We start from the raw sequence: 18,552 nt of genomic DNA on the forward strand, positions 1-18,552 counted from the left end.
TCGGGCAAGGTGCAGATCCGCGGTGCGCGCCGGAGCCCGCTGAGCTCACTCCATACCCAGCGCTGCGGCCAGCTTTCGAACGGTCTGGTGCGTATACAGCTCCGCCAGCGGTAACGGCGGAAGCCCCTGCTTGCGCATCGCCGAGGCGATACGGATGCCGATCAGGGAGTTGCCGCCAAGGTCGAAGAAGTTGTCGTCGATATCAATCTGTCTGCCCATGACGTCCTGCCAGATGTCCAGCATGCGACTGCCCCCCCAGGTATCAGGTTGGGCACCCGGGTCAGCAGGCGCAGTCCGCTGCGGAACGCTGGCCTGCAGGGTCCGGAGCTGTTCCGTATCCAACTTGCCATTGACGGTCATGGGCATGCGTTCGATCTTCACGATTGCAGCAGGCATCATGTGAGCGGGTAGCAGATGCGCGGCGCGATCACGAAGCCCTGCAATGTCCGCGTCATCGATTACCACATACGCATCGATCCGCGCCGTAGCGGCGTCGCGTGGATCCGGCTGATTGAGCAGGACCGCTGCGGCCTTTACGCCGGGATACTCGAGCATCACGCGGCGAATCTCGTCAAGCTCGATCCGGAAACCGCGCACTTTCACTTGGCTGTCCAAGCGGCCAAGGTGTTCAAGCGAGCCATCCGCGCCCAGGCGACCGCAGTCGCCACTGCGGTACATGACGCCCCCTGTGTAGGGGTCGGGCAGGAAACGGCTTGCGGTGAGGTCGGGGCGATTGTGGTAGCACGACGCAACCCCGACGCCGCCGACGTGGATCTCACCGACGCTACCCGGTGGCAGTAGTTGTTGACGGCCGTTCATGACATACAGATGCCAGCCCGGAAGTGCGCGACCGACCGAACGGGAGCCCCGCAGCGCATCGCCGCGCTTGACGTCATGCCAGGTGACGTGGACCGTGGTTTCGGTAATCCCGAACATGTTGACCAGGCGGCACTGCGCAGGGGGATGGCGATCAAACCATGGCAGCAGAAGCTGCATGTCCAGCGCTTCTCCACCGAAAATGACCAGGCGCAGTGAATTGGCAATGCGGTCGCGCTGATCGGCGTCGATGAGCTGATAGAAGGCTGACGGTGTCTGGTTCAGAACGGTCACGCCATGCTGGTTGATCAGCCCTATGAACTGCACAGGGTCGCGGGAAACGCCGTGCGGCACGATGACAAGATGCGCGCCGGTGAGCAGGCAGCCCCATATCTCCCAGACCGAGAAGTCGAAGGCGCTGGAATGGAACAGTGTCCAGGTGTCCGATGGCACAAGCGCGAATTCCTGCTGCGTTGCCCGTAACAGGTCCAGTACATTGCAGTGCGGCACCACCACGCCTTTCGGTCGGCCGGTCGATCCGGAGGTGTAGATGATGTATGCGGCCTGGCTGTCGGGCCAATGCACGCCTGCAGACGCGTTTGCCGACGCTGCGCTGCTCCCCGTCAGTGCCGTGATATCGACGGTCGGTACGTCGAAGTCGACGTGCGCGCCAGCAAGCGTTATGACCAGCGTCAGCGAGGCGTCCTGGGCGGTGTACCGCAAGCGTTCGGCGGGATAATCGGGATCCATGGGAACGTAGGTGGCCCCGCAGCGCAGGACGGCGAGCATGGCCACTACAACGTCCAGGGATCGGGGAAGACAAAGCCCGACGAAACTGCCCGCGACCACGCCACGTGCAGTCAGGTGTGCCGCCAGGTGCCGGGACTGCGCATCCACTTCGGCATACGTCAGGGAGCGCGCGCCCTCGGTCAGCGCGGTTGCATCCGGACGCTGCATTACCTGCTCTGCGAATACCTCTTCGATGCGCCGGGGCACGGCGGACGGCGGGCGTCCACCGTGGCCCAGGGCGGCTATCCGCCGCAGGTCCGCATCCGCCAGCAGTTGCACTGCATCCACGTCCTGGTCGGCAGCGCCGATCTGAAGCGCGACATGCCGCACGCAGCGCAGCAGCCAGTCCACCGTGCTGGCACTGTAGCGGCTTCCGTCGTAACGGCAGACCAGGCCCGGCTGGGTTGGATCGGCCAGGTAGAGAGTCAGCGGGAACACCGGCGCATGGCCACTTACATAATCGCAGCGCACGGCGCCCGGACACGGAGATGGTGCCGGCGCCGCGAACAAAATGCCAATGGCGACTTCCACAGGCGTTTGCGAGCGTGCGCTCAGCGCTGTCAGCAATGCATCGGTGATCCACGGCGCGTGCGCCAGCCGCCCCTGCAGTACCTGAACCACGCCGTGCGTGCCCTTTTCCGGGGGCATTGCCAGATCGACCAGCTGGTAGCATTCCGGCTGCAGAGGCGCCACCGCATCGTTCCCGACGCTCGGCGCTGCCCGCGCAACCGCCACTGCAGGCGCAGTTGCCCCGTGGCACCGCTGCAGAACCAACGCCAGGGCGGCCAGCCACTGTTCCGGTGTCAGTTCCGCGTCCACTGCCACCTCGAGGCAACGCACCTCCGGGATGACGGCGCTGTCGGGCAGCGCGGGTAACGCCGACAGCTGCGCGCGCATCAAAAGGTCCAGCTGAGCTGCTTCAGGACTGGCCCCGCGATCCGCTCCACGGGTGGCTGGCGCGCAGCCCTGCCCGAGCAACGACAGCGCTACCCGCTGCAATGCCTGCTGGTCCAGCCGGGTACGGTCCGCTACCACCACCAGGTCGCGCTCACCATCATCGAAATGCAGCAGCGTTGCCCGTAGTTCCTGCCCTGGGCCGCCGGCCAGCGGTCGGGAGCATTCACGTGTGCGACGCTCCCGCGCCTGGTCACTGTCCGCAGCCCATTGGACCCGTTCGACGACAAGGGCAGCATGGCCACTCTCATGTTCCCCATGCTGCGCATTGAGACGGAGCTCGATATCGTGCAGCGCCGCCTGCGTGGACAGACGGATTACTACGGCGTGCGTGCGCGAAGCAGGACCTGCGTGGCCCAGTCGGGCGAAGGGGGAAACAGGGCGCGGGTCTTTCATGTACGTATCCATGTAAGGGCGTGAACAGGATCAGCGGATCGAGAATCCACCGTCTACGATGACACTGCTTCCAGTGACCCGGACAGACTCGTCGGAAGCCAGCCAGACAGCGGCCCATGCGACATCCTCGGGTTCAACCAGGGCGTTCATCGGTTGCGCCTGGACGAACACCGCCTCATGCTCCGCAATGGGCACGTCGAGCGAGCGGGCAATTTCGGACAGCATCCTGCCCTCCACGCGCGGTGCATCGTGTACGGAGCCGGGACAGATGGCGTTGACGCGCACCTTGTAGGGGGCGTAATCGAGCGCGACAGCCTTGGTCAAACCGATGATGCCGTGCTTGGCGGCCACATAGCCGGCGAAGTTCCGGTAGCCCACGCAGCCCGCGGTCGAGGCGATGTTGATGATGCTGCCGGTACGTCGCTCCACCATCAGCGGGCCCACCGCCTGAATCAGGCGCCAGGCGCCATTGAGATCGACATCGATCATCAACGTCCACTCGTCCTCGGTGATCTCGTGGGCGATCTTGCCCGAGGGGGCGGCAATTCCGGCGTTGTTGACCAGGATATCAATGCAGCCGAAGCGTCGGGTCGCCTGACCAATGGCGTTGTCGATCTGCGCCCGATCGCGCACGTCCACACTCGCCGAGAGGACGGAAACATTGGCCTCTCTGCACAGCTCGGCGGTATGGTCGAGCTGGCTCTGTGTACCCAGGGGGTACGGCACGCCTGGAACATCCGCAGCTACGTCCAGCAGGACCAGGTCCGCGCCTTGTGCAGCGAAGTGCTGCGCCATGGCGCGCCCCAGGCCACGTGCGGCCCCGGTTATTGCCGCCACCTTCCCTCGAAGTCTCTGTTCATTGCTGCCCATTCGTTACCTCCCTGCAACGTGGTGTATCGATCAGAGCAGCTGGCGTTCAATCAGTGCAAGGAGTTCGCCGGGGCGCTCGGTCAGGTACATGTGGCCGCCGGGCAGCGTGGCCGCCTGTGAGCGCGAGCGCGTTGCCCTGCTCCAGCCCGCTACTTGACTGTCACTGATCAGGCTGTCGGCGTCGCCTCGCACCATCACGATAGGGACATCCAGCGGTTCCTCGCTGCGTGGCTGGTAGTCCTCGTGCATCTGCACGTCGGCGCGAAGCATCGGCAACAGCAGCTCGGCCATCATCGGGTCGGTCAGGGCCGGATGGGAATAGCCAGCGAACTCCGCTACCCGGGTAAGGAAGTCGCCATCGTCAAGGCCGGTGGCGCGTTCCCTGCGCGACGACCAGGGATCGGGCGAGCCGCTGACTACCAGACCGGAGACGCGCAGCCCGGGCTGTGCGGCAAGAGCGTGGGCAAACTCATAGGCGAGCACGGCACCCAGGCTGTGGCCGAACACAATGATGTCCTGCTCGGGGTCCAGCAGCGGGGCAACCTCGGGCACCAGTCCGGCCACGGCCTGGTGTACATCGGTGTAACACGCCTCGGTAAAGCGCTTTTCCCTTCCGGGCAACTGCACGGGCAGAACGTCGAGACGCTGGGACAACGGCTTCCAGTCGGCGAAGACCGAAGCACCTGCACCTGCAAATGGAAGACAGAGCAACTGATGGCTGTGCATGTGGGTTTACCCTTCAATTCGATGGAAAGTGGGGCCGGGTAACGGCTCAGTCCTCGCGAAGCGCGGCGACCAGCGGCATGGTGGCAGCACGGGCGGCGGGGAACAGGCCGCCAATGAAGCCGATCGCCAACGCCCACCTCAGGCCGGACAGCATCAAGTCCGGGGTCACCTTGAACTGGAATGCCAGCTCGCTGAATCCGCTGAGCGTGGATATGGTCTTGCCGTTGAATATCAGCCAGGCCAGCCCTGCCCCGATTGCCCCCCCGATCAGCGCGAGCCACATCGCTTCCAGCATCACCGATATGACAACCGATCCTGCCTGGAAGCCAATGGCACGCAATGTTCCGATCTCGCGTGCGCGCTGCTCGACGGCGGCGAACATGCAGTTCAGTGCGCCGAACAGCGCTCCGATACCCATGATGGTACCGACCACAAGGCCGATCATCTTGGTGAGCTGGAACAGGCTGTTGGACTGCCGGGCAAAGAACTCGCGGGTGGTTACCGCGTCCACCGTCACGCGCGGATCGTTGGCCAAGGCATCCTGCAGCATCTTCAGCGCCTGCGGACCGTCCAACTTGACCTGCACGGACGAGACGCTGCTGCCGCGCCGGTATATGGCGGCGACCGCCTGACGGTCGCCCCAGAGCTCGGAGTCGTAGGCGTCGCCCGACTCGAAAGCACCGACGACGGTCCACAGGTTCGTGCCCAGCCGTACCTGCTGGCCCGGCTCCAGGCCGGCGAACCGTGCACGAGCACTTCGCCCAACCACCAGCTCGTACAGACCCGGGGTGAACGTGCGTCCTTCGACGATTTTCATTCTTGGTCGCATCTGCCAGGCATCGGGATCGACGCCCCGCAGCGCGAGGTTGGTGAGCTCTCCTTCACCTTTCGAGTGCGCGGTTACCGGCACGGTCAGTTCGGCCGACACCAGCGCATCGCCCTTGGCGTCGCGGGCGACTCCCGGCATGTGCGAGATGATGTCCACGTCACTGCGCACCAGCACCGATGAGGTTTCGGCAAGGGCGCCGCTTCGGGTCACGATGGCGGTTTCATCGCTGCCGCTGCCCTGCAGCGTAGCGCGGAAGCCTTCGCCCATGGCCAGCAGTGCAATGAACACGCCTACCACGCCCGCCATGCCGAGGATGATGACCGAGGACGTGCCCAGCCGGTCACGCAGTGTACTCAGGCCGACCAGGGTGACCGACGCGACGGTCCTGCCGCTGGCGGTCAACGCCATCCATGCGGCGAAACAGACGATCACTGCGGCAATCACGGCCAACGGCAGCATGGTGAGCGCATACACGCCCGCCGCAGCGACCAGAAACAGAAGCACGTTGATGATGATGATTTTCATTGTGCAGTCCTCAGCGCCGTGCCAGCGCATCGATGATGTTCAGGCGCATGGCGCGCAGGCCAGGCAGCAAGCCCACGAGCAGACCGATGAGCAGCATCAACGGCAACGCGTTCATCCATGCCTGGGCGCCCACGCCTTCCGGGCTCATCAGCCCGCGACTGGCGGCGGCCATGCGCGGCGCGATGAGTGTCACCAGGGTCATGCCCAGGCTTCCGCCGATCAGCAGCAGCAGTACCGATTCGCCGAGCACCATCCCCAGCAGCTTTGCATTGGTGAAGCCCAGCGTCTTCATCACTGCCAGCTCCGACGTGCGCTGACGGATGGCCTGCATCATGGCATTCCCGGTAAGCAGTACCAAGGTAAAGAAGACCGCGCCCATGATCGAGGTGACGATCAATCCGATGTTGATCATCTTCTTGACGAATGCGGCTTGGAATGCCTGTTCTGTCTGGGTCTTGGTTTCGTGGTCCGAGTTGGCGGTCATGTCATCAATGGCTCGCGCGACGGCATCTGCGCGCGTCGGGTCTGCGACCCTTACCGCATACCAGTGTGCGGTATCCGGCCCGATTGCATTCATTTCGTCGAAGTATTCCCAATGGAACAGGAACATGTTGTTGAGCGAATCCTGCCCCGGGTTCCTGGAGTGATGGATGCCGGAAATGACGAACGGCCAGGCGCGTTCGCCGGAGCGAGGGGCAAACAACGTGGACTGCATCGGAATACGATCGCCGATCTTCCAGCCGTGCTCGCGAGCAAGGTCGACTCCGACGATCGCACCGATGCGGGTCTTCTCGAAATCGGCACGCTGCTCGGGTGCGAGTACGATTTCGGGATAGACATCGAGGTATTCCGGGCTCACGGCGACGGTAACGACCTGGTTTCTGGGGTCCTGGTAGACGCCGCCGAACCAGTTGGCGGCAGCCACATCGCGGACACCCGGAAGGGAGGCGATGCGCTGTTTGAGTGTGATGGGCAATGGATGCTGCATGGACATCGCCGAGGTGGTGATCAGCCGCCCCGCCCCGTCGGCGTTGTCACCCGTGGAGAACGCCACCCGCACCGTATCGAGCAGACCAAACAGCAGGAAGGCGGCAGCAATCGAAACGATGGTGAAGATGGTTCTCACCTTGCGCCGGAACAGTGACGTCCAGATCAGGTCCAGATAGGTCATGGCGCCCCCTCAAGCCAATGCCGCGTCAGCGATGCGCTGCGGCTCCGGTGCGCCGCCGTACTCCGGCGCGTCGACCGCGAGTGCACCCTTGTCCAGGTGCAACGTTCGCGAGGCATACTCTGCGGCGCGCGGGTCGTGGGTGACCATGATGATGGTCTTGCCATGATCGCGATTGAGCTGGCGCAGCAGCCCAAGCACATCCTCGGCGGACTGACGGTCGAGATCGCCCGTGGGTTCGTCGCAGATGAGAATATCCGGGTCGGACACGATCGCACGTGCGATGGCCACACGCTGCTGTTGGCCTCCGGAAAGCTCGGTGGGCTTATGCGAGGCGCGGTCGGCCAGCCCCACCACCTGCAGCGCCACCGCTGCGTTCTTACGCTGCTGGGCGCGAGGCAATCGAGTCAACATCAACGGCAACTCGACATTGCGCTGTGCCGACAACATCGGCATCAGGTTGTAGAACTGGAACACGAAGCCTACATGAGCCGCGCGCCACCGCGAGAGCTGGCTGGCGCTGAGTGAGTCAATGGCAACGCCATCCACCAGCAGGCTGCCCGATGTCGGGCTGTCCAATCCGCCGATCATATTCAGCAGTGTGGTCTTGCCCGAGCCGGAGGGGCCCATCAGGGCGAGGAACTCGCCGCGATCAATGCTCAGGTCGATGCCCGCAAGCACCTGCACTTTCTGCTTCCCACGTGTATAGGCTTTGGAGATTCCCTGCAACTGCACGAGCGGTTGTGTTGTCATCTGAGCACGTCCTTCTGTGATGATGCGAGCGGGATCCGCAGCCCGCCACTGCTGGAATGACTCGGCGGTGTCAGTCCCATCCTGCGGCTGAAACAGATCGGGCTTTGTCGATTGCTGCGGCGGGAGCTGCCTGGTCGGCCTGGGGCCGGCTCTTGAACGACACCCGGGCACCCATGTCCGGCACAATGCGCGGATCCTTCAATGCAAAGCCCACGCGCACGCGCACGGTGGCCTTGCCGCGGTCCGCGGTGGGTACGATGGCCACCACATGGGCTGGAATGCGCCAGTCTGGATAGGCATCGAGCACAACCTCTGCCGGCATGTCGGGAGCAACAAGACCGATGTAGGCTTCGTTGACATCCACGTCTACTTCCAGGGACTCCATGTCGACGATGGTGCAGATGCCACTGCGGGTAAAACCCCCGTTGGATTGTGGTGAGACGATCTCTCCTGCCTGGGCAGCCTTGTGGATCACAACACCCCCAAACGGCGCCTTGATTTCGGTGTGTCCGATGGCAACATCGGCAGATTGCAGGTCGGCGCGTGCCGATTCCGCACGTCGCTCGGCGGCGCGCAGTCGTGCCTGCGCCGTGACCAGCTCTGTCTGGGCCTGTTCGGCCATTTCGCGCGAGACCAACTGGCTCTCAAGCAGTTCCGCCTGGCGGGCCGCCTTCCTGCTTCCCTGTTCCACTTCCGCACGGACCTGCTCTGCTTCCGCGCTCGCCGCCAGGGCGGACGCCTCGGCAGCTCTCAGTGACGCGGAATGCCCCTTGCTGTCGAGCAGCGCGATGGTCTGCCCGCGTTCAACCCGATCCCCCTCCTCCACCAGCACGTCGATGAGCATGCCGGTGATCTGCGCTGACACGGTGGCTTCGCGCCGCGCCGCCACGTAGCCTGTCGCCTGCAGAAGCACGTCGCCCGATGCCCTGGTGGCCGCAATGGGCTGGACCTCCCGCGTCGGCTGGGACGTTCGTGGACCAGGCTGCGGCTCCGCATGGGCAGTGGTTTCACCTTTCAGGTGGAACGCAATCACCCCACCCGCGAGCACAACCGCACCGACACCGGCGACGCGAAGCCAATGGGTGGAGGTCCTGACGCCATGAACAGGGGCAGCCCCCGCTGGATTTCGTTCAAAACGTAGCTGCGCGATCAGATCCGACTTATCCATGAAATCCTTCTCATATGATTGCGGTAACGCTGGAGTGGCGACTCAGGGCGCCTTTGGTTCGGGTTGTACCAACCACATCAGGTGACGGACGCCGGCATGCATGCTCACGGTGGCGACCACGGTCAGGAAGATCCGCAGGCCGACAACGATGGCGTCCACATCCACCGGCACGCTATCAGTGAACAGCTGGGTTGTGAACGCCTCGCCGCGCCCGGCGATCCAGAACAGCACGCTTCCCAAGGCAATGCGGGTAACTGCCGACAAGCATAGCGTCAGCCGATCCCAGTACCCGCGGGCGACCGCCCAGACGGTGAGTACGATGATGCCGCTGGTCAGCGCGGTCACCAGCCAGGGAAAGACCTGTCTGAAATCTGGCGCCAACTCGACCATCACCGGCACCGGCGCGCCAATCAATCTGCCCTGCAGAAACGCGCCGTGGATCACAAACTTGACGACCAGTACCAGCGCACCGATATGCACCAGCGCGGAAAAGGTTCGCGGCGCCTGCCAGCGTTGCACATCGAGCGCGCCCGGCAGGCTCAACGGATTCCACCGTTGCAGGAACTGGGTGCGCGCCATCCAGGCGTCCATCAGATAAAAGGCGATGGTCACCCATGCGAACACGTTCAGCGCCGGCAGATAATACCGGTGGACCAGCCGCGCCAGGTCGCGTGCCTGCACGACGCCATCGCCCACCACGTAGTCGGCCAATACGCCAATGGCAGCAATGACCAAACCGACCTTGAGAACCCGAAGGTAAATGGGGAACAATTGCGCACCGACCAACCCGCGGTCGCCCCGGTAGGCGCTGGCGACCAACAGCGGATGCCCGCGCCGTTTGATCAGTTCGGCAACCTCGTTCTGGTCCAGCGGTCGCCCGGTTGCTTCCTCCAGCGCGTCGATCGAGTCCACCAGAGTGGAATGCAGTTCATCGCCCACGTCTTCGCGCATGCGCAGCGGAAGATGGCGCTTTACCGCCGCCACGTAGTTGTCCAGCAACCCCATCTCAGGCCCCCTTCAACGCGTTTACGGCCGCGGCCAGTTGATCCCACTCGCCCTTCATGACTTCTAGCACGTTCTTTCCTTCCATTGAAAGTCGGTAGTACCTGCGACGACGACCGTCCGCATCACGCCAATCGCTGTCGAGCAACCCCTGCTCCTCGATGCGACGCAACAGCGGGTAAAGCGTGCCTTCTTCGATATCGATCCCGGTCTCTGCCAGTTCCCTTCGCAGACCATAGGCATAGCGCTCCTCGCGCAGGGCCAGCAGCACGCTCAACACCAGCACCCCCCGACGCAGCTCCAGCACCAGCTTTTCCTTGCGCTCGGTCACTGAATCGGTCATCCGCATCCCCGCGGTGTTGGAGATATGCCACCCTCATATCGCAGCCTGCATACTGTGTATAGCACAGTATGTCGGTTCGTCAACGCTTTTCGTCATGACGTGCGCTCGGCGATCAGAACATAGGCAGGCGCCGCTGGATCGAATGCGTTGCCGCCGAGATCCATGACCCGGACCCGGACAAACCCGACCCGTCGGAACAGCTCGAAGGCTTCGCGTGCGTCGTAAGCCTGCAGCGCCACCAGTTCGCGGTTTGACTCCACCTCGCCGGCCAGGGTCATGCGCAGGCGACGCAACTGCCGGTGTTCGTTCGACACACGCTCGCTGAATACGGCAACGCTGCCCTGAACGGCCTCGGCAGGCGCTACGCGGATCCCCGCCTGCACGCCGGCACTGAGCGCGTCCGCGTTGATCAGGTCGCACACCAGCATGCCCCCCGGACGCAGCACGTTCAGCACTTGGAACAGCGCCGCCTCGAGCGCTGCGGGGGTCAGGTATGCCATTCCCTGCCCCAGCGCGGTCACCATATCGGCCGCGATCACCGGAGGTGGTCCGGGGCTGTCTTCTCCGATGGAAGCGTCCAGCAGATTCCAACGCACGCAATCTGCGCTGGCGGGCAATATCCCGTTTGCGCCGGCCCCCTCGCCGCTTCCAATATCAATCACGCACACTGCCTCCTGCCGTTGCAGTTGCGCGGCGAGCCATGTGGCCATTCCATCGCGCTGGCGGTAGCGTCGGAAGCCGCGGTCGCGCGCAGCATGCGCGCGTATTGCCGACACCGTGGCCTGTACGGGACCGTTCAGGCCACCTTCCACCACGCACTGCAGGGCGCGTGCGGACGGCGCATCACGTAGACCCAGCACGGTCGCAGCCGCAAGCTGGGCGGCGAAAGGAGCCTTCAACATCGACTGGTGATCGCCCTGCACCAGATACAGAGGCAGCGCCTCCGTATGCAGCGCCTGCCAGCGGGTGTGCGCCCAACTACTGCCTTCATGCAATGACCCCAGCGGAGCGATGTACACGACCGGGCCGTCGTAGCCACCGTCCGGCAGATAGGCGTAGGCAGCCTGCAGGTGCGCCAGGTACACCCCGACAATGCGCAGGGTCACCGTCAGTTCGGCGTCGCCGACGTCGGCGGGCTCGCGATGCAGGCGCTGGAGCAATTGGCGCACGCGCTGTCGTGGTGGGAGTGCGCGCAGCGCGTTGGGATCTGTCGTCAACGGTATCGGCGACAAGGCCTGGGCGTAGGCCAGCAGCGCATCCACGTCGTCAGGCGGCGTGCCTGCGGCCGTGCCGATGGGAGGCGGCGCATCCAGAAGGAGCACGTGAGGCCGGGCGCCGCCGCGTGCGGCGATGCGCCGGGCGATCTCAAAGGCCACCATGCCCCCCAGCGAATGCCCGACCAAAGCCACGCAGGCACCTCCCGCATGCGCGTCCATCGCCTGCAGGTAGTCGGTGGCCATGTCCTGCACGCAATTGGCGGCTGCCTGGTCATCGTCCATGCCGCGCGGTTGCAGGCCATACAGCGCGTGGGGGGTTGACAGGCCGCTGGCGAATTCGCCGAAGCCAGACGTACGTCCACCGGCACCCGGGATGCAGTAGATTGACCCTGCGCCTGCCGCGCCCTTTTTCAGCTCTACCAGCGGTGAGTGCTGCGGGTTCGACTGCGCAGTCAATGCAGCGGCCAATCCGGCCACGGTAGGGGTTTCAAAAACCTGTCGGATGGACAGCTCCCAGCCATGCCGGCTGCCCAGCTGGGACATCATGCGGATCGCGAGCAGCGAGTGACCGCCCAGTTCAAAGAAACTGTCATGCCGCCCTACGCCGCTGACCCGCAGCATTTCGCTCCAGAGCTGCGCCACGGCGTGCTCTGTGCTTCCCTGCGGGGCTTCGAAACGTTCCCGCGCAAAACTCTCGTCGGCCACTGGTGGCAACGCCCTGCGGTCGATCTTGCCGTTGGGCATGGTCGGCCAGGCGGGCACGTGCAGCATCGCGGCAGGCACCATGTGCGACGGGAGAGCTTGCTGCAGCGCCGCACGTACGTCGCTGACCGCCGCCGTTCCGGTGTAGTAACCCACCAGCCGCAGCGCGCCGTCGGCGGCCGGCTGTGCGACCACCAGCGCTTCCTGCACGCCGACCAGTTCGGCGATGCGTGTTTCGACCTCGGCCGGTTCGATCCGGAACCCGCGGATCTTCACCTGGAAATCGTTGCGCCCAAGGTACTCCAGCGTGCCGTCGGCATTCCAGCGGACCAGGTCGCCCGTGGCATACAGTCGTCCCCCTGCCTGGAATGGATCGGGGAGGAAGCGCGCTGCGGTCTGGTCGGGCCGGTCCTGATAGCCGCGCGCGACCTGGCAACCGCCGATGTACAGTTCACCCACCGCCCCGGCCGGTACCAACTGCTGCCGGGCGTCCATAACATACAGGCGGGTGTTAGCGATCGGGCGTCCCAGCACTCGGCTGCTGCCACTGGCGGCGCTCATAACGTGGGCCGTCACGCTTACCGTGGCCTCGGTAGGCCCGTAGGTATTGAGCAGCACCGGCCGGTGCCCATCGCCCCCGAACCAGGCACGCAGCGCCGCTTCACTGATGGCCTCTCCGCCGATGACCACGCTGCGGACGCAGGCGGGTACGGGTATGCCTTCCAACGCAATCTGGCTGAAGAACTGCGCGGGCAGGTCAACGATGTTGATCTGCTCGTCCGCGCAGCGGGACCAGAACACGTTCGCCCCTGCCAACCACGCATCGTCACGCAGCACCAGCGTCGCGCCGTGCGCAAGGGTTGCAAAGATTTCCTCCACGGCGGTATCAAACGACAGCGCAGCGAATTGCAGTACACGATCTGTTGCTGCCAGTTCTACATAGTCTGCGAAGGCGGTGATCTGGTTGACCACACCCGCGTGCTCCACCATCACACCCTTGGGCTGGCCGGTCGAGCCAGAGGTGTGGATCACATAGGCCAGGTCGTTGGGCATCAGCCCAATGCGCGATGGGTCGATGTCGAGCGCACTGCAGGCATGCCACGCATCCGCATGCAGGTCGACCAGAGCCGGAAGCGGCCCAGCCGCATCCAGCCACGGCGGGCGTTCGGTCGCCACCAGCAGCGCCTTGGGCTCGCTGCTCCGCAGCATCTGGGCCAGGCGCTCGGGAGGATAGGACGGGTCCAGTGGCACATACGCGGCGCCTGCCTTCAGGACGGCCAACACGGCCAACACAAAGTCGGGCCCGCGCTCCAGGCTCACTGCAACCCGGTGGCCGACGCCGACGCCAAGCCCACGAAGGTGGTGCGCCAGGCGGTTGGCCTGCGCATTGAGCTCTCCATATCGGACTGTCCCCGTCGCATGGCGCAGCGCGGTGGCATCGGGGCGTCGTGCCGCCTGCACCTCGAACAACGCATGCACAAAGCGGCTGGAGGACCCCGCGGCCGCCACTGGATTCATTCCAGCAATGAGTGCGTGGCGATCTGCCAGGGACAGCACCTGCAGTGCGGACACCGGTTGCTGCGTTGCGGACGCGAGCGCGTCCACCAGCGCATGCAGGGCCGTGTGCAGGCAGGTGACCATGGTGCGCGGGTCGATCCCGGAAACGCACTCCACGGATATGCTGAAGCCCTGCCCAAGGTCGTCGACAGACACCGTCACCGGATAGTTGGTGCGACCTTCGCCGGCAAGCATGCGCATACCGGGCCAGCCCTCCCCGGCGCTGCCTGCAGCGAGCGGACGCGTGTGCCGGTAATTGAGCAGGGTGGTGAACAGGGGCAGCGGCAGCTGCACCCCGCTGCATCGCTGTACCAGGCTGAGTGCGGCCTGTTCGTGCGCAAGCAACTCGCTCAGCCGCTGATGGGTTGCCTGCACAGTGTCGGCGGCGCTGCCTGCATCGAGTGGGATGCGGATGGGCAAGGTGTTGATGAAAATGCCCACGACCTGTTCTACATCCTCGGCCGCCTGTTGCCGCCCGGACAGGACTGTGCCGAACACTACGTCCTGCGTATTGCTGCAGGCTGACAGCACGCGTGCCCAGGCCACGTGGAACAGCGCGGCCGGGGTGACCCCGTGCTGTCTTGCGCTGTCGCGCAGGCGCGTGCACAGCGTGGGATCGAGCGGCAGCCCTGCGTCGGTTACTTCGCTACCGCTGCGCTGCACGTCGATCACACCGAAGGGCGCGGTAGGCGCGGTGATGTCGCCGAGCTCACGCCGGAAGTACGCCTCGTGCACCTCATCGGGAACCGCCAGGAGCTGGGCGATGAAGTTGCGGTAGGGCACCGGCGCCGGAAGCAGATCGCCCTTGTCCTCCAGCAGGAGCCGGATCTCGCGCAGCAGCAGTTGCAGCGACTGGTTGTCATCGATGATGTGGTGCTTGAGCAGCGCCAGCATCCATTCGCCAGACGCCGTGTCGCGCGCTACGTGCGCGGCCAGCAGCGGTGCCCGCTGCAGGTCCATGCGCAGCCGTCGTGGATCGGTCCGCTCCAGAAGCTGCGGCAGCGCGGGCGCGTCCTGCCGGAGCTCGAGCTCGTGGATCGGCAGGCGAACGCGGCGATGCACCACCTGTACCGGCCTGTCCAGGCGCTGCCAGTGCACGGCCGTGCGCAGGATGTCGTGACGATCGATGACGCGCTGCAGCGCCTGCAGGAAGCGGTCGAGGCGATCGCGACTGTCGAAGGTCGCGACCATGCGGATCAGGTAGGCGTCGCCCTCGGTATCGAGCAGGTGATGGAAAAGGATGCCCGCCTGCAGGGCCGCCAGGGGATAGATGTCCTGGATGTTGGCCTGCCCGCCCGCCACGCGGGCGATGATGCTGTCGATCCCGGCCTGGTCCAGATCCACCAGCGTCAGATGTTCGGGCCGCAGCGGCGTGCCATCGTCGGGTATCAGATTCGGGGCGATGGCGATGGGTACGGGCGCGGTACCCAGCTCGACCAGTTTCGCCGCCAGCGCACTGAGCACCGGTGCCAGGAACACCGTACGCACATCGACGCGGAAACCGTGCCGGTGCAGCCGTTCGACGAGGCTGACGATCATCAGCGAGTGACCGCCCAAGGCGAAGAAATGGTCGTGCCGCCCCACCTGCTCCAGGCCCAGCAGGTCCTGCCAGATCGTGGCGATGACCTGCTCCACTACCCCCTCCGGTGCCTGATACGCCTGGGTGGCCACCGCTGTGTGGTCCGGAGCCGGCAGTGCCTGCCGGTCCAGCTTGCCATTGGCGGTGAGCGGCAGCGCGGCCAGCCGGACAAACGCGCTGGGCAGCATGTATTCCGGCAGGTCCTGTTGCAGCTGCAGCCGCAGCGCGGCAGCGTCCGGCACCTGCTCCGGCGTTGCGACCAGATACGCCACCAGCCGCTTGTCGCCTGGGTTGTCTTCGCGTGCGATCACCACCGCCTCGCGCACGCCCGCGCAGGCGGCCAGCCGCGCCTCGATTTCGCCCAGTTCGATGCGGAACCCACGGATCTTCACCTGGAAGTCGTTGCGCCCCAGGTACTCCAGGCTGCCGTCGGGCAGCCAGCGGCCCAGATCGCCGGTGCGATACAGGCGGGCGCCGGCGTGGAACGGGTCCTGCAAAAACCGCGCCGCGGTCAGCTCCGGACGATGGAGATAGCCGCGAACCACCCCCGCTCCGCCCACGTACAGCTCACCGGTCACCCCGATCGGGGACGGCTCGCCAGCCGTATCCAGGACGTAAAGCTGCAGGTCGGCAATGGCCTGCCCGATCGGGCTGCCGCGCGGGGCGCGCACGTCCGATTCGGTGATACGCCGGTAGGTGGCATGCACGGTGATCTCGGTGATGCCGTACATGTTGACCAGCCGGGTGCGCTCGCCGTCATTGCGCTCGAACCACGGCACCAGCATCGGCAGCTCCAGCGCTTCGCCGCCGAACACCACCACCCGCAGGTGGTGCGCGTCGCTGCGCTGCTGCTGGGCTGCGATCAACCCCCGGAACGCACTGGGGGTCTGGTTGAGCACCGTGACCTGTTCGCGTACCAGCAGGTCGTAGAACTCCAGCGGCATGCGCGTGCACAGCGCCGGCACTACCACCAGCCGCCCGCCATGCAGCAGCGCGCCCCAGATTTCCCAGACCGAGAAATCGAAGGCGAAGGAGTGGAACAGCGTCCATACGTCCCGTTCGTCGAAACCGAACTGCGCCTGGGTGGCGGTGAACAGGCGGCTGACATGGCCGTGTTCGACCATCACGCCCTTGGGCTGGCCAGTGGAGCCGGAGGTGTAGATCACATACGCCAGGTGCTGCGTACCCAACCCGGGCACGACGGGGTTGCCGGTCTCCTCCCCTGCCCGCGCGTGGCTCGACGCATCCAGCAACAGCACCGGGCGTTGCAGGTCCCTCAGCAGCGGCAGCGACGCCTGCAGGGCGGCCTGGGTCAGTACCGCCATCGGCGCGCTGTCCTGCAGCATGTAGGCCAAACGCTCTTCGGGATAGACCGGGTCCAGCGGAACATAGCCGGCACCGGCCTTGAGGATCGCCAGCACGCCAACCAGCATGTCCAGCCCACGCTCCACGCAGATCGCGACCCGGTCATCCGGCCCCACGCCCAGCGCGATCAGGCGATGGGCCAGCGCGTTCGCACGCGCGTTGAGCGCACCGTAACTCAGCTGCTGGTCTTCGAAGGAAACGGCGATGGCGTGAGGCCTCTGCGCTGCCTGTGCCTCGAAACCGGCGTGCACCAGGTCCACCGGCAGTGCAGAGGCAACCGGCGCGCTGAAGCCCAGTACCCGTTTGCGGGCCAAAGGCGACAGCAACGGCACACGGCTGACACGTTGGGTGTCATCGGCGACCATTCCGGCCACCAGCATCTCCCAGCCATCAAGCATGCGTTCAATGGTCGGACGGTCGAACAGATCGGTCGCATAGACGAGACTGGCTACCAGCGAGTCGGGGCTTTCAGAAAGGGACAGGGCCAGATCGAACTTGGCGGCCGGCGTTCCGGTCTCCACGTTCGACAGGGCCAATCCCGGCAACCGCATCGGGCCGCCGCCCGGCGTGTTGTTCATTGACAGCATGACCTGGAACACGGGGCTGTGGGCAAGGCTGCGTTCGGGCTGCAGGACCTCCACCACCTGTTCGAACGGCAGGTCCTGATGTGCGTAAGCAGCCAGTGTGGTGGCCTTGACCCGCGCCAGCAGCGTGGCCACGTCCGGGTCGTCTTCCATCCGGACGCGCAATGCCAGGGTGTTCACGAAAAACCCCACCAGCGGCTCCACTTCCGTGCGCTGACGGTTGGCGACCGGACTGCCCACCACCAGGTCTTTCTGGCCGCTGAGGCGTGACAGCACTGCCGCCCAGGTCGCCAATGCGGTCATGAACAACGTGGTTCCATGCCGCGATGACAACGCACGTATGCCCTCCACCAGGGGCAGCGCCAACCGACGTTCGACAACATCGCCTGTATAGCGCTGTACCGCCGGGCGCGGGCGGTCGGTGGGCATGTCCAGCAACGTGGGTGCCCCGGACAGAGTGTGCCGCCAGTAGTCCAGCTGGGCTTGGCGCACTTCTCCCTGCAGCCACTGGCGTTGCCATGCAGCGTAATCCGGATACTGGATGGTCAATGCGGGCAACGGGTCCGGCTGGCCCTGTGCGAACGCAGCGTACAGTGCGGCGAACTCCTTCACCATCACTCCGATCGACCAGCCGTCCGAGACGATGTGGTGCTGGGTCACCATCAGGACGTGCTCGTCTTCCGCCAGCCGCAGCAGCCGTCCGCGGATGAGCGGCCCGGTGGACAGATCGAAGCGGTCGCCCGCTTCGCTGGCGCTGCGTTCCGCCACCACCAACGCCTGTTGGGCCGCGTCCAGGGCGGACAGATCTTCTTCGCGCATGGCCACTTCGGTACCGACCGGGGCGATGACCTGCCGCGGGGTTCCTGCCACGCTGACAAAGCGGGTGCGAAGGCTCTCATGCCGATCCACCACGCGATTCAAGGTCGCCTGCAGAGCGGCCCTGTCCAGCTGGCCACTGAGGCGTAGCGCCAAGGGCATGTGATAGGCCGAACCTGCGGTGGGATCGAGCTGGTCCAGGAACCACAGCCGCTGCTGCGCCCACGACAGCGGCAGCGGTTGGCTACGGTCGGCTGGCTGGATGCTGGACGCCGTCGCGACCTGGCGGGTCAACCTGCTGCGCGCCAGCATCAGAAGGCGTTCCCGCTCGGCGTTGGAGAGATGGTTCAGCGCGACAGTGTGCATGGAGTGCGTTTCTCTCGATCCGTTCGA

At 65.1% G+C, this 18,552-nt stretch carries 10 protein-coding genes; all 10 read right to left on the minus strand.

Annotation, left to right across the window (positions count from 1 at the left end; genetic code table 11):
* Positions 1-45 precede the first annotated feature (45 nt).
* Positions 46-2,955 (minus strand): amino acid adenylation domain-containing protein, encoded by a 2,910-nt coding sequence (locus ACIGII_RS05020; RefSeq protein ID WP_399633810.1) that lies wholly within the window; start codon positions 2,953-2,955, stop codon positions 46-48.
* 30 nt (positions 2,956-2,985) lie between these two features.
* The gene (locus ACIGII_RS05025; protein ID WP_399633809.1) at positions 2,986-3,825 is read right to left on the minus strand and encodes an SDR family oxidoreductase; all 840 of its coding nucleotides are present in this window, start codon (positions 3,823-3,825) and stop codon (positions 2,986-2,988) included.
* Positions 3,826-3,855: 30 nt separating this feature from the next.
* On the minus strand, positions 3,856-4,551 hold the full coding sequence (locus tag ACIGII_RS05030; RefSeq protein ID WP_399633807.1) for a thioesterase II family protein: 696 nt from the start codon (positions 4,549-4,551) through the stop codon (positions 3,856-3,858).
* A 46-nt stretch (positions 4,552-4,597) separates the two neighbouring features.
* On the minus strand, positions 4,598-5,905 hold the full coding sequence (locus ACIGII_RS05035; protein ID WP_399657430.1) for an ABC transporter permease: 1,308 nt from the start codon (positions 5,903-5,905) through the stop codon (positions 4,598-4,600).
* 10 nt (positions 5,906-5,915) lie between these two features.
* The gene (locus ACIGII_RS05040; protein WP_399633804.1) at positions 5,916-7,076 is read right to left on the minus strand and encodes an ABC transporter permease; all 1,161 of its coding nucleotides are present in this window, start codon (positions 7,074-7,076) and stop codon (positions 5,916-5,918) included.
* 9 nt (positions 7,077-7,085) lie between these two features.
* On the minus strand, positions 7,086-7,826 hold the full coding sequence (locus ACIGII_RS05045; protein ID WP_399633802.1) for an ABC transporter ATP-binding protein: 741 nt from the start codon (positions 7,824-7,826) through the stop codon (positions 7,086-7,088).
* Between the two features lie 70 nt (positions 7,827-7,896).
* Positions 7,897-8,994 carry an efflux RND transporter periplasmic adaptor subunit gene (locus ACIGII_RS05050; protein ID WP_399633801.1) on the minus strand — a complete coding sequence of 366 codons (1,098 nt, stop codon included), beginning with the start codon at positions 8,992-8,994 and terminating at the stop codon, positions 7,897-7,899.
* Between the two features lie 42 nt (positions 8,995-9,036).
* On the minus strand, positions 9,037-9,999 hold the full coding sequence (locus ACIGII_RS05055; RefSeq protein ID WP_399633799.1) for a hypothetical protein: 963 nt from the start codon (positions 9,997-9,999) through the stop codon (positions 9,037-9,039).
* 1 nt (position 10,000) lies between these two features.
* Positions 10,001-10,327 (minus strand): PadR family transcriptional regulator, encoded by a 327-nt coding sequence (locus ACIGII_RS05060; RefSeq protein ID WP_399633797.1) that lies wholly within the window; start codon positions 10,325-10,327, stop codon positions 10,001-10,003.
* Between the two features lie 104 nt (positions 10,328-10,431).
* Positions 10,432-18,525 carry an amino acid adenylation domain-containing protein gene (locus ACIGII_RS05065; protein ID WP_399633796.1) on the minus strand — a complete coding sequence of 2,698 codons (8,094 nt, stop codon included), beginning with the start codon at positions 18,523-18,525 and terminating at the stop codon, positions 10,432-10,434.
* Positions 18,526-18,552 lie beyond the last annotated feature (27 nt).

It is taken from the genome of Stenotrophomonas sp. NPDC077420 (assembly GCF_044543385.1).
Lineage (GTDB): Bacteria > Pseudomonadota > Gammaproteobacteria > Xanthomonadales > Xanthomonadaceae > Stenotrophomonas.

Coding starts and splice junctions, on each gene's coding strand:
- ACIGII_RS05065 (WP_399633796.1), bottom strand. CDS start 18,525: ATGCACACTGTCGCGCTGAACCATCTCTCCAACGCCGAGCGGGAACGC.
- ACIGII_RS05040 (WP_399633804.1), bottom strand. CDS start 7,076: ATGACCTATCTGGACCTGATCTGGACGTCACTGTTCCGGCGCAAGGTG.
- ACIGII_RS05055 (WP_399633799.1), bottom strand. CDS start 9,999: ATGGGGTTGCTGGACAACTACGTGGCGGCGGTAAAGCGCCATCTTCCG.
- ACIGII_RS05020 (WP_399633810.1), bottom strand. CDS start 2,955: ATGAAAGACCCGCGCCCTGTTTCCCCCTTCGCCCGACTGGGCCACGCA.
- ACIGII_RS05045 (WP_399633802.1), bottom strand. CDS start 7,826: ATGACAACACAACCGCTCGTGCAGTTGCAGGGAATCTCCAAAGCCTAT.
- ACIGII_RS05025 (WP_399633809.1), bottom strand. CDS start 3,825: ATGGGCAGCAATGAACAGAGACTTCGAGGGAAGGTGGCGGCAATAACC.
- ACIGII_RS05030 (WP_399633807.1), bottom strand. CDS start 4,551: ATGCACAGCCATCAGTTGCTCTGTCTTCCATTTGCAGGTGCAGGTGCT.
- ACIGII_RS05035 (WP_399657430.1), bottom strand. CDS start 5,905: ATGAAAATCATCATCATCAACGTGCTTCTGTTTCTGGTCGCTGCGGCG.
- ACIGII_RS05050 (WP_399633801.1), bottom strand. CDS start 8,994: ATGGATAAGTCGGATCTGATCGCGCAGCTACGTTTTGAACGAAATCCA.